Source organism: Bogoriella caseilytica (assembly GCF_003752405.1).
Taxonomy (GTDB): domain Bacteria; phylum Actinomycetota; class Actinomycetes; order Actinomycetales; family Actinomycetaceae; genus Allobogoriella; species Allobogoriella caseilytica.
The window spans coordinates 1,939,220-1,952,167 of sequence record NZ_RKHK01000001.1; the positions used below are offsets into that span (position 1 = coordinate 1,939,220).

10 protein-coding genes are annotated in these 12,948 nt (G+C 70.6%); 6 read left to right on the top strand and 4 right to left on the bottom strand.

What is annotated here, in order from left to right:
- Positions 1 to 18: 18 nt before the first annotated feature.
- From EDD31_RS08670 to EDD31_RS08685, 4 genes are all read right to left on the bottom strand, one after another.
- Complete coding sequence (locus EDD31_RS08670) at positions 19 to 903, bottom strand: aminodeoxychorismate lyase (RefSeq protein WP_123303801.1); 885 nt, start codon at positions 901 to 903, stop codon at positions 19 to 21.
- A 65-nt stretch (positions 904 to 968) separates the two neighbouring features.
- Positions 969 to 3,521, bottom strand: coding sequence for a penicillin acylase family protein (locus EDD31_RS08675; RefSeq protein WP_211336090.1), 2,553 nt, complete (start codon positions 3,519 to 3,521; stop codon positions 969 to 971).
- A complete protein-coding gene (locus EDD31_RS08680) occupies positions 3,518 to 4,477 on the bottom strand; it encodes an NAD(P)-dependent oxidoreductase (RefSeq protein ID WP_211336091.1) in 960 nt (319 codons plus the stop codon). Before EDD31_RS08680 ends, EDD31_RS08675 begins: the two co-directional genes overlap by 4 nt.
- The gene (locus tag EDD31_RS08685) at positions 4,474 to 5,364 is read right to left on the bottom strand and encodes an aminotransferase class IV (RefSeq protein ID WP_211336092.1); all 891 of its coding nucleotides are present in this window, start codon (positions 5,362 to 5,364) and stop codon (positions 4,474 to 4,476) included. Before EDD31_RS08685 ends, EDD31_RS08680 begins: the two co-directional genes overlap by 4 nt.
- Before the next feature lie 293 nt (positions 5,365 to 5,657).
- On the opposite strand from EDD31_RS08685, the gene EDD31_RS08690 reads away from it, so the two are divergent.
- The 6 genes from EDD31_RS08690 to EDD31_RS08715 all read left to right on the top strand — a co-directional run bounded on the left by EDD31_RS08690 (position 5,658) and on the right by EDD31_RS08715 (position 12,945).
- A complete protein-coding gene (locus EDD31_RS08690) occupies positions 5,658 to 7,247 on the top strand; it encodes an amidohydrolase family protein (protein WP_123303802.1) in 1,590 nt (529 codons plus the stop codon).
- Positions 7,244 to 8,188 (top strand): ABC transporter permease, encoded by a 945-nt coding sequence (locus tag EDD31_RS08695; RefSeq protein ID WP_123305350.1) that lies wholly within the window; start codon positions 7,244 to 7,246, stop codon positions 8,186 to 8,188. Before EDD31_RS08690 ends, EDD31_RS08695 begins: the two co-directional genes overlap by 4 nt.
- Positions 8,188 to 9,282 (top strand): ABC transporter permease, encoded by a 1,095-nt coding sequence (locus tag EDD31_RS08700; RefSeq protein WP_123303803.1) that lies wholly within the window; start codon positions 8,188 to 8,190, stop codon positions 9,280 to 9,282. Before EDD31_RS08695 ends, EDD31_RS08700 begins: the two co-directional genes overlap by 1 nt.
- The gene (locus tag EDD31_RS08705) at positions 9,279 to 10,379 is read left to right on the top strand and encodes an ABC transporter ATP-binding protein (protein ID WP_123303804.1); all 1,101 of its coding nucleotides are present in this window, start codon (positions 9,279 to 9,281) and stop codon (positions 10,377 to 10,379) included. The genes EDD31_RS08700 and EDD31_RS08705 overlap by 4 nt, the downstream gene beginning before the upstream one ends.
- Complete coding sequence (locus tag EDD31_RS08710) at positions 10,379 to 11,218, top strand: ABC transporter ATP-binding protein (protein WP_123303805.1); 840 nt, start codon at positions 10,379 to 10,381, stop codon at positions 11,216 to 11,218. Before EDD31_RS08705 ends, EDD31_RS08710 begins: the two co-directional genes overlap by 1 nt.
- A gap of 80 nt (positions 11,219 to 11,298) precedes the next feature.
- Entirely contained in the window at positions 11,299 to 12,945 is a 1,647-nt protein-coding gene (locus EDD31_RS08715) for an ABC transporter substrate-binding protein (RefSeq protein ID WP_123303806.1), read from the top strand.
- The last annotated feature ends 3 nt before the right edge of the window (positions 12,946 to 12,948 follow it).

The following is a 12,948-nucleotide window of genomic DNA, read 5'->3' on the forward strand; positions in this document are numbered from 1 at the left end:
AGGGCGTCCGGTACAGCGTCAGTGCGTCCGGTACAGCAGCTTCTCCAGCAGCGCGTCGTCCAGCTCGCGATCCCGGTTGATCTCGAGGCCGTCCAGGGTGTTGACCGGCCGGATCTGCTGGCCGGAGGAGACCAGCCAGAGCCCGTCGGCGCCCTCGAGTTCCGCGGACCGCAGCGCCCGGTACTCGGTGGCGTAGCCGAGCTCGCCGGCGATCTCGAACAGCGCCGCCTGCGTGGTGCCGGGCAGGATGCCAAGGTCCTCCGGCGGCGGGGTGACCAAGGTGGTGCCGAAGCGCGCGATCACGGTCGACGTCGGGCCTTCGAGCACGTAACCGTCACTGGAGGTGAAGATGACGTCGTCCGCGCCGCGGCGCTTGGCTTCGCGGCCCACGGCCTTGTTGACGGCGTAGGACAGGGTCTTCGCGCCGGCCAGCAGCCACGGCGAGGTGGCGGCGACGTCGGAGCGGTAGCCCCGGTCGAGCCGCACCACCGCGATGCCGTCCCGCTGCGCGGCGGAGCTGTCCTCGCCTTCGAAGGCGTAGACCCAGGCCGTGGGGTGGCCGCTGCCCTCGACGCCGCGGGTGACGATGATCTTGATCCACAGCTGCTCCACCGGCTCGTGCTCGGCCAGCGCGAGCCGGGAGGCCTCCTCGACGATCGCGAGGTCGGGCTCGGGCATGTCGAGCATCCGGGCCGAGCGACTCAGCCGGGTCAGGTGCGCCTCGGTGGCCTGCATCTGGCCCCGCACGGCGCCGATGACCTCGAAGATGCCGTCGCCGCGGGTGACGCCGAGGTCGGCGGCGGTCACGATGGGTTGATCGGCCGGGACGATGCGCAGCCGCTCCGCGCTGGGGGCCGAGGTAGGCGTGACGGGATCAATGAGGACGAGCACAGGCTGAGACACGGCCGGTTCCTTTCGGGGAGATCATGATGAGTCTAGAGCCGGGCGGGCGGCCCGGCCCGCGGGGTTCAGCGCGCCGGGCGCAGCACCAGGCGGTGCTCGGCGTGCGCGGCGATGGCGCCCGCGGAGTACAGCAGCGGGAAGGAGCCGCCGGAGCGCCAGAGGTCCACCAGATCGTTGGCGTGCGGGCTGCGCAGATCGGCGGACTGCCCGGGCGCGGAGATCGCCAGGGCCGCGTCCCAGTCGCCCACGTCCATGACCACGGCGAAGCTCGCCCCCACCTGCGTGACACCCTGCGCGTCGTAGCTGGCCATCGAAACCGTCTCGGCGCTGCCGGGCCAGGGGGCATCGGGCGGAGAACCCGCGGGCCCCAGGGGATGCCGGAACACCGAGCGGTGGAAGTCCCCCCAGGCCCAGGCCGGCGAGGGGGCGCCCAGCTCCGCCTCCAGTGCCTGGTAGGCCCCGCGCAGGGTGGTGAGTACCAGGGTGGCGCCGTCCTCGGTGGCGATGGACTCGGCCAGCAGCGTCAGCGTGATGCGGTGGTCGGGGAAGGCGACGTCCGCTGCGGCCCGGCGCACGGCATCCTCCAGGCATGCGGCCGGCAGGGAGGCGGCCAGGCGCGCTCGGATCAGCGCGGGCCGCAGATGGCGCCGCAGCCATCGTTCGGCCACCCGGGCGGCGCGCGACTCCACGCTCATGACGCCGTCCCAGGCCAGCAACATCGACAGGGCGGCTGCGCCGGGATCGGCGGCATCGAGCGTCACCGGCATCTGGCGCAGCAGTTCCACCGCCTGCCATGCCGGCAGGGAGAGCAGATCGCCCTGCAGTTCGCGGGCTTCCTGCAGGGTCCAGCCGCTGTGGCCGGCGAGGCGTTCGCAGACGCGTTCGTGCCGGAAGGGCAGGGCCCAGTCCCGGGTGATCAGGGGTGCCGTGTGACCAGCCGGGGAGTCCGGCGGCACGGAGTACTGATTGGACGACGTCGACCAGCCCCGCTCGGGACGGTGCTCGTCGATCAGTTCGTGCGCGCCGACTGCGCCGGTCCAGGTGACGCCGCCGGCCGCGGGCACGGTGCCGTCCGTGCCGTCGCGTGCGGGTACCCGACCCGCTCCGATCCGGCCGAAGCTGCCCGCGACGTCGGCGTACACATGATTCGCCCCCGGACTGCCCCAGGCCGGCATGGCGGCGCGGAACTCCTCGGCATTGCGCACCCCTAGGAAGGCCAGCGCCCCGAGGTAGGGCGTCATCCCCGGTTCCAGCCATGCCGCGCGGAGGGCGACGGCGAAGCCGTTCTCGGGGTCGAGGTGCAGCACCGGGCCGTCGTGTGTGAACAGCAGGTCGCTGACGGCGGCGGATGCGCCGGCCACGGGGATGGACTCGGTGACTCGCTCGAAGTCCAGCCACTGGCCGTCGCGGCGGTAGCGGAGTTGGGCGCCGGGGGCTGGCCCTGCGCCGTCGGCCGTCGTGGCGGGGGGTGGTGTTCCCCCTTGGGCGCTGAGCTCGTAGATGCAGAGGTCCTCGACGTCGATGGGCAGGATCGTCAGGCCGAAGGCGACGTCTGCGTTGTGGCCGATCGAGACCCCCGGCATCATCGGCTCGGTCGCCCCGACGACGTCGAAGTCCGGGCAGCGCAGGTGCGTCAGGTGCCGCAGCGCCGGAGCCGAGATCACCCGGTGCGGGTCGGAGGCGAGCAATGGACGGCCGGTGGCCGTGCGGTGGCCGGCGATCACCCAGTTGTTCGAGCCCTCGCCCTGCGCATGATCGGCGTGCGCGGGCTCAGCGGCGTGCGCGGCTTCAGCTGGCTCGCCAGCGGGCTCTGCCCCAGCAGCGCCGTCGCCGCCGGCATGCGGGAGCGTCACCGGGGCGCGCGCGAGGCGGTAGGTGTCGAGCACCGAGGCGTCCAGGGCGTGCCAGATCCGCTGGATCTCCGGAGCGATCCGCACCGGGGCGTCCGGCTGGCGCAGCACGCGCAGGTCCTCGGCCTCCGGCCCGCCGTCGCGCAGGGTGAGCAGACGGGCCAGCTCATTCTCCGCATTGCCGAACCGGCCATGTGCCCGGATGCGCACCACGTCGGCAGGGCTCCAGGCCTCGGGGCGGAAGCCCAGGGCCGCGAACTCCGGTGGCAGCAGCTCCGGGCGCTGCTCGCACAGCGCGATCCAGGCGTTGACCCCGGCAGTGAAGGACTCGACGGCGGCCCGGGCCGGAACGCCGGCGGCCTCGCCACTGCGCCCGCCGGCATCCCCGCCGCTCCCGGCGCCGTAGCTCGCCCACTCCTGCTCCAGGTCACCGCGGAAGAGGAAGAGCCGGGCGGCGCGATCGCGCTCGAGGTACCCCGCTCCGAAGACTTCCGCGAGCCGTCCCAGGCCGGCGCGGCGCCACGTCTCCATCTGGAAGAGCCGGTCGCGCGCCGCGGAGAACCCTTGGGCCACGAAGGCGTCGTGTGCGGATCCGGCGTCGATATGCGGCACACCCCAACGGTCGATCGTGATCTCCGCCGGGCCGCGCAGCCCGGCCACGACCACCTCCGCCACGGGCACCTCGGCCTCGGCCGCCTCCGCCATGACCCCCTCCGTGACCGGTGCGTTGGCCGCTGCCGCCCCGTCCCGCACGATCCCGCTGGTCACAGGTGCACGAGGTTCTGCAGCGGCACGCCATCGACCATCCGCCGCGCCTGCTCCACCGCCTGGGAGATCGCCAGGCGCTCGAACTGGTGGGTGTTGCCGCCCACGTGCGGGGTGATCAGGCAGCCCGGTACCCGCCACAGCGGATGGCCGGCCGGTAGCGGTTCGGGGTCGGTGACGTCGAGGGCGGCACGCAGGCGCCCGGCCTCGAGCTCCGTGACGAGCGCGGCGGTGTCCACCACCTTGCCGCGGCCGACGTTCACCAGCAGTGCGCCGTCGCGCAGGGCGCCCAGGAACCCGGCGCCCACCAGGCCCTCAGTGGCCGCCGAGTGCGGCAGGGTCACGATCACCACGTCCATCTCGGGGAGCAGCTCGGGCAGCTCGTCCACCCCGTGGATGGCGGTGCCGTCGTCGTCGATCCGCGCCTGGGAGGCCACCGCGGTGACCGAGGCGGGCGCGAAACCCTCCAGCCGTCGTGCCACTGCCGTGCCGACTCCGCCGTAACCGAGGATCAGCACGCGCGCGCCGTGCAGGGAGTCGGAGAAGTGGGTGCCGGACCACAACTCGTCGCGGTGCTGTTCCACTGCGCGGGGGATCTCGCGCAGCGCCGCCAGCACCAGGGCCAGGGTCAGTTCCGCCGTGGCGTCCTCCACTGAGCCCTTGGAGTTCGACAGGCTGACCCCGTCCGGCAGTTGCGGCACCACCCATTCGTATCCGAGGGAGAGCAGGTGCACGTGGCGCAAGCCCGCGATCTCACGCACGCGCGGGAAGTTCTCCGGCGACGTCGGTCGCGCGGTGATCAGCAGGTCTGCTGCCGGTGCGGGTTCGGGGGAGTCCGGCCCCCACAGCACCACCTCGACGTCCAGGCCCGCTGCCGCCATCGCCTCGGCGAAACGCTCCTCGGGCACCAGGGCGCGCCACCGCGCCCCGCCAGGCGATCGGTGCTCCGCTGCGCTCACCGGGCCCGTCCCTGCAGTGCGGCGAGCAGCCGGGCGTCCAGGTCACGGTCGCGGGTGAGTTCCCTGTTGTCCAGGGCGCGCACCGGGCGGATCTGATGGCCGGAGGAGACCAGCCACACCCCGTCGGCGCTGTCCAGCTCCTCGGACTTCAGTGCCCGGTAGCCGGTGCTCATGCCGAAGGACTCCGCGATCTCGAACAGAGCGGCCTGCGTGGTGCCGGGCAGGATCCCGAGGTCCTCCGGCGGTGGGGTGACGAGGGTATCGCCGAAGCGCGCGATCACTGTGGAGGTGGGCCCTTCGAGCACGTAGCCGTCACTGGAGGTGAAGATGACGTCGTCGACCCCGCGTCGCGCCGCCTCGCGGCCGGCGGCGCGGTTGATCGCGTAGGAGAGTGTCTTCGCCCCGGCCAGCAGCCACGGCGAGGTGGTGGCGACGTCGGAACGGTAGCCGCGGTCGAGCCGCGCCACGGCGATGCCACCCACCTGCTGGTCGGTGGCGTCCTCGCCCTCGAAGGCGTACACCCATGCGGTGGGATGGCCGCTGCCCTCGATGCCGCGGGTGACCACGATCTTCAGCAGCAGGTGCTCCACCGGGGCGTGCTCGGAGATGGCCAGTTCCACCGCCTCGCCGATGATCGCCAGGTCCAGTTCCGGCAGGTCCAGCATCCGGGCTGAGCGCGCCAGGCGTTCCAGGTGCGGTCCGGCGGCCTGGGTCTTGCCGTGGGCGGCTCCGATGGTCTCGAAGATGCCGTCGCCGCGGGTGACGCCCAGGTCGGTGACCGTGACGGCAGGCTGATCGGCCGGCTGCACGCGCAGACGCTCAGCGGCGGGGATCGGCTGCGCCGGCGGCGTGACCGGATCGATGAGGACGAGCACGGGCTGGGACACGAGGCCTCGCTTTCTCTCCCGGCCGCAGCGGCCAGGTCGCGTGTTCATGGTGGCCCAACCGGACGTCACCGCCACGATCAGCGCCAACGCTTGAGGGATATTTGAATCATATCCCTCCTTCTTCGTGGAGCAAGTAACGCAGGCCCAGCCGCGTTCTTCATCCTTCTGTAACAGAGTTGTTCCACACTTCTCGGACGATTTCACCTCCTTGAAACAGAACGCCTGCAAGATGGGCGCAACCCGGAACGGGCCGAAGATACGAATCAGATGATGCGCGGAGAGGACAGTCCTTCATGGCAGGTGAAGCGCTCGATCTGCTGCTGCGAGGCGCGCGGGTGATCGACCCCGAGACCGGACTCGATGGCATCCGGGACGTCGGCGTCCGCCGGGGTCGCATCGAGGCGATCACCACGCCGGGGGCTCTCGAGGGTCCCGGCGCGGCCCCGCAGGACTCCGTGCGCATCGGCGCCGCCGAGCAGCTCGATCTGACGGGCCTGGTCCTCGCGCCCGGCTTCATCGACCTGCACTCCCACGCGCAATCCATCAACGGCCTGCGGCTGCAGGCTCTGGACGGCGTGACCACCTCGCTGGACCTCGAGGCCGGCGCGCTGCCCGTCGCGCCGGCCTACGAGCGCGCCGCCGCCGAGGGGCGTCCCATCAACTACGGCTACGCGGCGAACTGGCTGCTCGCCCGCATCCTGGAGGTGGAGAATCTGCCCGATCCCGAGCCGGGCAGCTTCCGCCGGCAGAGCGCGGTGGGCCTCGCGGCCTTGCAGGGCCTGACTGCCTGGCAGGAACCGGCCCCACCGGAAGCGGTCTCCGCCGTGCTGGAGCGCCTGCGCAACGGCGTCGCCGAGGGCGGCATTGGCTTCGGTGTGCTCGTGGGCTACTCGCCCGGCTCGGGGCGGGTGGAGATGTACCGCCTGGCCGAGCTCGCCGCCGAGCTGAACGTGCCGATGTTCGTGCACGGCCGATACAAGGAAGCCGACGATCCCCTCTCCGCAGTCGAAGGTGCCCTGGAACTCATCGCCCTGGCCACCGCCACCGGCGCCCCGGTGCATCTGTGCCACGTGAACTCCACCTACGCCCTCGCCGAGGACCTCGTGCTCGACGCCATCGCCCAGGCCCAGGACCGCGGCGCGCGACTGACCACCGAGGCATACCCGTACCACGCCTCCTCCACCTCGATCGGGGCCTCCTTCCTCTCCCCGGAGCAGATGTCCTCCCGCGGCAAGCCGGCCAGCTCCATCCGTTACCTGGCCACCGGCGAGCGCGTGGCCTCCTACGAGCGGCTCGCCGAGCTGCGCGCGACCGATCCGGGCGGCACCGTGGTGATCGACTACCTCGACCCCGAGGACCCCGAGCAGATGGGTCGCCTGCACCGGATCCTGACCTTCCCCGGCACCGCCGTCGCCTCGGACGCGATGCTCCCGCAGATCGGGGGACGCCGCACCGGAGCGGACCTCGAACAGGAGTGGCCGCTGCCGGACGAGGCCTTCGAGCACCCGCGCAGCGCCGGGTGCTTCACCCGGGTGCTCGGGCACATCAGCCGCGAGCTCGGCCTGATGTCGCTGAACTCCGCCATCGAGCGCGCCAGCTACCTCCCGGCCACCATCCTGGAGGGCTGTGTACCGGCCATGCGCCGCAAGGGCCGCGTGCAGGTGGGCTGCGACGCCGACCTGACCATCTTCGACCCCGCCACGGTCACCGACCGCGCCACCTTCGAGGACCTCCAGCCGGCTGCGGGCATCTCCCACGTGCTGGTGGGCGGGCAGTTCGTGGTGCGTGACGGCCGGCTCGACCCGGCCGCGATGCCCGGCGCACCGGTGCTGTCGGGCGCCCCGGTCCTGGCCGGCGCACCGGCGAAGTGGGGAGCGCTCTGATGGGGTACTTCATCCGGCGCGTGCTCGCGCTCATCCCGGTGCTCGCGGTGGTGGCCCTGGTGGTCTTCTTGCTCATCCACATCACCCCCGGTGATCCCGCCCGCGTCATGCTCGGCCCCGACGCCGGCGAGGCCGAAGTCCAGGCGCTGCGCGAGAGCATGGGACTGACCCGGCCGCTGTACGAGCAGTTTTTCTCCTGGCTCGGAGGCGTGCTCACCGGTGATCTGGGCACCTCCTACTTCATCCGCCGCCCGGTCACCGAGGTGCTGATGACCGCGCTGGCACCCACCCTCTCCCTCGCACTCATGGCCCAGATCATCGCGATCGCCATCGCCATACCCGCCGGCATCATGGCCGCCCAGCGCCGCGGCACCATCGTGGACCAGGCCTTCATGGGCGGCTCCCTGCTCGGCATCTCCGTGCCCAGCTTCCTGCTCGCGCTGTTCCTGATGCTGCTCTTCGCCGTCCAGCTCGGCTGGCTCCCGGTGGCCGGCTACGCTCCGCTCTCCAGCGGGCTGGGGGAGCATCTGCGCTACCTGGTGCTGCCCGCGATCGCGCTGGGCACGATGCAGGCCGCGCTGATCGCCCGCATGACCCGCTCGGCGATGCTGGACACCTTCACCAAGGGCTTCCTCAAGACCGCCACCGCCAAGGGTGTCTCCGAACGCAGCCGGGTGTACAAGCACGCGCTGAAGAACGCCGCCCTGCCGATCATCACGGTCATCGGTCAGACCTTCGGCACCCTGGTGGCCGGCGCGGCGGTCACCGAGACCGTGTTCAACATCCCCGGGATCGGGCAGCTCATCGTCAACTCCGTGGACCGCCGCGACTTCGTGGTCATTCAGGGCGTGGTGCTGATGATCGCGGTGGGCTACGTGCTGATCAACCTCCTGATCGACCTGCTCTACTCCGTACTCGATCCGAGGGTGAGGTTCAGCTGATGGTCGCTGGCGCCGCAGAAGCCACCGCCACGCCTGGAGAGGGCGGGCCCGGGAATGCCCCCGGCGCACGCCGCCTCATGCTCCGGCGCGTGCTGAACAACAAGATGGTCATGTTCGGCGGCACGATCATCGCAGCGATGAGCCTGCTGGCCCTGCTCGGCCCGCTCTTCCTCACCCATGATCCACTCGCGGTGGCCCCGGTCAACCGGCTGCAGCCACCGCTGAGTGAGGGGCACCTGCTCGGCACTGACAATTACGGGCGCGACATCCTCGCCCGCGTGGTCTACGGCGCGCGCACCTCGCTGTCCATCGGCCTGGCCGTGGCGGTGGTGACGGCGATCGGCGGGCTCGCAGTGGGCCTGTATGCCGGTTACTACAAGTGGCTCGATGCGATCCTCATGCGGATCTCCGATGGCCTGATGGCCTTCCCCGCGATCTTGCTGGCCATCGCCATCATGGTCTCCCTCGGTCCGCGCACCCAGAACCTGGTGATCGCGCTGCCGCTGGTGTTCATCCCCTACGTGGCCAGGGCAGTGCGCTCGCAGGTGCTCAGCGTGAAGGAACTGACCTTCGTGGAGGCCCTACGCGCCCAGGGCGCCTCGGGTACGCGCATCCTGTGGCGGAACATCGCCCCGAACGTGCTCTCCCCGCTGATCATCCAGGCCACCTTCGTGTTCGCGGACTCGATCATCACGGAGGCGGCGCTGTCCTTCCTCGGCGCCGGCGTGCCGCCACCGAACCCCAGCTGGGGCAACATCCTCTTCGACGGCAAGGTGCAGATCTACAACGCGTGGTGGATGACCGTCTTCGCCGGCGTGGCGATCATGCTGACCGTGCTGGGCATCAATGTGCTCGGCGACGGCCTGCGCGACCTCTTCGACCCGCACTACAACAAGGCCCAGCGACGCCGTCCGGCCGCCTCGCGCGGGCCGCTGTCGGCGATGCTCAGCCGCGCCGGTGGTGCGGACCGCCGCAGCCGGGCCCGCGATGTGGGGAGTGCTGACCCGGGCGACGGTGCTGCGGGGCCTGATGCTGCTGGGCCTGGGCGCGCGGACGGGCCTGGCCGCGCTGATGGACCGGGAGGTGCCCGATGAGTGCACGCGTGCTGACTGTGAACGACCTGCACACCAGCTTCTGGACCGAGTCCGGCCGGGTCACGGCCGTGGACGGGATCTCCTTTGTCGTCGATCGCGGCGAGATCCTCGGCCTGGTGGGGGAGTCCGGCTGCGGGAAGTCGGTGACCGCGGAATCCCTCATGCGCCTGCTGGACGAGGACTCCACTGAGTACTCCGGCACCATCGAACTCGACGGCGTCAACCTCCTTGAGCTGAGTGAAACCGAGATGCGCCGCCGTCGCGGCAAGGACCTCGCCATGGTCTTCCAGGATCCGATGAGCTCCCTCAACCCCGTCTACACCATCGGGGATCAGATCATGGAGGGCATCCTCATCCACCAGCGCTGCTCCAAGGGCGAGGCCCGCGAGCGCGCCCTGGAGATGTTGCGCCTGACCGGCCTGCCCGAGCCGGAGAAGCGCCTTCGGCAGTACCCCCACCAGCTCTCCGGCGGACAGCGCCAGCGCGTCATGATCGCCATGGCGCTAGCCTCGCGCCCGCGGCTGCTCATCGCCGACGAGCCCACCACCGCCCTCGATGTCACCACCCAGGCCCAAATCCTCGATCTCATCGAGGATCTGCGCGACGAGTTCGAGATGGGCACGGTCTTCATCACCCACGACCTGGGCGTGGTCGCCGAACTCTGCGACCGGGTGGCGGTGATGTACCTCGGGCAGATCATCGAGGAGTGCGACGTCGCCACGCTCTTCGACGCGGCTCGCCATCCCTACACGCGCGGTCTGCTCGCCGCGACGCCCGACCTCGACGAACCCGATGATGGCGGCGCGGCCGGCGGTGGCGCTGGTGGCGCCAAGCGTGAGCTGCCCACCATTCCGGGGCGGGTGCCCACCCTGGCGAACGTGCCCGAGGGCTGTCGCTTCGCCGATCGCTGTGCCTTCGTCATCGAGGCCTGCCGGGCCGAGGTGCCGCCATTGCGCGAACTCGACTCCGGGCATCGGGTGCGCTGCCTGCGCGCGGAGGAGATCGCCGCCGGCGTCGCCCCCACTCATCCCGGCGCCGGCGGCGACGCCCCCATCTTGACCCCCTCCGCAGAGACCGACACCACGGAGGTGCCGTGATGCCCGGCCGGCCACTGATCGACGTGGAGAACCTGACCAAGGTCTACAAGTCCCGCAATGCCTTGGGCCTGACCACCTCCGAGGTCACGGCCGTGGACGGAATCTCCTTCACCCTCCGCGAAGGGGAGTGCTTCGCCCTGGTGGGGGAGTCCGGCTGCGGAAAGTCCACCACCGGGCGCATGCTGCAGAAGCTCATCGCTCCCACCTCCGGGCGCATCGACTACCGCGGCCGGTCCGTGGCCGATCTGCGCGGCGGGGAGGAGCGCGGCTTCCGCTCCGCGGTCCAGATGATCTACCAGGACCCGTACTCCTCCCTGAATCCCCGCAAACGCATCGGCGCGATCCTGGCCGAGTCCTTGCGCATCGCCGGGGTGCGCTCCGGGGCGGAGATCAAGGAGCGGGTCCACGATTCCCTGGAGGCCGTCGGCTTCTCCACCGAGCACGCCACCCGCTACCCCCACGAGTTCTCCGGCGGCCAACGCCAGCGCATCGGGATCGCCCGGGCGCTCACCGTCAACCCCCAGATCCTGCTGTGTGACGAACCGGTCTCCGCCCTGGACGTCTCCATCCAGGCGCAGATCCTCAACCTGCTCCAGCGCCTGCAGGCCGAGCGCGGGCTGACCTACCTCTTCATCTCCCACGACCTCTCCGTGGTGCGCCACATCGCCGACCGCGTGGCGGTGATGCATCGCGGGCAGATCGTCGAAGAGGGCCCCACCGCGCAGATCTTCACCGACCCCCAGCACGAGTACACCCGCACTCTGCTGGACTCCGTCCCCACCCGCCGTCCCGGCCACCGCCGGGCCCGCCGTAACGAGCGCGCCACTCCGGCCGCCTGAACCCCCGCCGCCCGAACCCCACCCCACGCTCCTGAAACCCGGCACCCGAGTCACCCAGCCGCCCCACCGGAAGGATCCCCATGACCCCCTCCACACGACCGCACCGCCGGCCCGGCCTGCTGCGTTCTCGCTTAGCGCTCTCCGCCGTCGCCGCCTCTCTGGCGCTGGCCGCCTGCGGCGGTGACGACCCCGCCACCGAGGAGCCCGACGCGGGCGCAGACGGTGAGACCGAGGACGCCGAGGCCCCCGCGATGGCCGAGGGTGCTGACGTCAGCGAGTTCAACATCGCCTGGAACGCCCAGCCCCCCACCCTCGACCCGGTGGTCACCACCGCCACCACCACCCGCGACATCTCCCGCAACATCTACGAGCCGCTGCTGATCATGGACAGCGAGAACGAGATGCAGCCGGTGCTCGCCGAGTCCTGGGAAGAAGAAGACGACGGCGCCACCATCGTGTTCACCCTCCGCGACGGCGTCACCTTCCACAATGGCGATCCGCTCACCGCCGAAGACGCCGCTGCCTCACTGGAACGCTGGTTCCGGCTGTCGAACGTGGGCACGCAGTTCTTTGGCGGTGCCACGGCCGAGGCCACCGGTGATCTCGAAGTCACGGTGACCACCCCGGAGGCCATGTTCACCACTTTGATGATGCTCGGTGACCCCGGCTCCCCGCCGGCCATCATGCCGGCCTCAGTGGTCGAGGCTGCTCCGGATGAGGGCACCGACGAGATCATCGGCACCGGGCCGTACGCCTATGGCGAGTGGGTGACCGACCAGTACGTGCGCCTGGAGCTCAATGAGGACTACGCCCCCGCCCCCGGCGACCCCGCCGGCATGGCCGGGGACCGCAGCGGCACTTACGAGAACCTCGTCTATCACCTGGTGGACGACTCCTCCACGCGGCTGTCCGGCCTGCAGTCCGGGCAGTACGACGCCGCCAATGCCATTCCCTTCGACAACTTCAGCCAGGTGGACTCCGACCCCAACCTGGAACCGGTCATCCAGAACACCGGCTTTAACGCCCTGATCTACAACAAGGCCGAAGGCCCGATGGCGGATGAGACGATGCGGCAGGCCATCAATGCGGCGCTGAACACCGAGGAGATCCAGATCGCGGCCTTCGCCGACGACCAGTTCTACGACCTCAACGGCGCACTCATGCCGGAGGACTCGCTCTGGTACACCGAGGCCGGGCTGGAGAACTTCAACGTCTCCGACCCCGAGCTGGCCGAGCAGCTGCTCGAGGAGGCCGGCTACGACGGCGAACCGCTGCGCCTGATCACCACCCGCGAGTACGACGACCACTACGACTCCGCCGTGGTCATCCAGCAGCAGCTCGCCGCCGTGGGCGTCGAGGTCGACATGGTGGTCACCGACTGGGCCACCGTGCTGGAGAACCGCGCCGATCCGGGCGCCTATGACTTCTTCATCACCGGCTTCTCGCCCACCCCGATCCCCACCCGCTACGTGTTCTTCAACCCCGAGTGGCCGGGCTGGACCGAGGACGAGACCATCTCCGAGGCGATCGACAGCATCACCTACGCCGCCGGAGAGGACGAGGCCATGGATGCTGCCGACGAACTGCAGGAAGCCTTCTACGAGTACCTGCCCGTGACCAAGTTCGGTGACCGCACCAACATCACGGTGCTGCGGGACGGCATCGCCGGCTACGACGCACTGACCGGCGTCGGCGACGTCTTCTTCCGCGTGTACCCGACTGAATGAGGG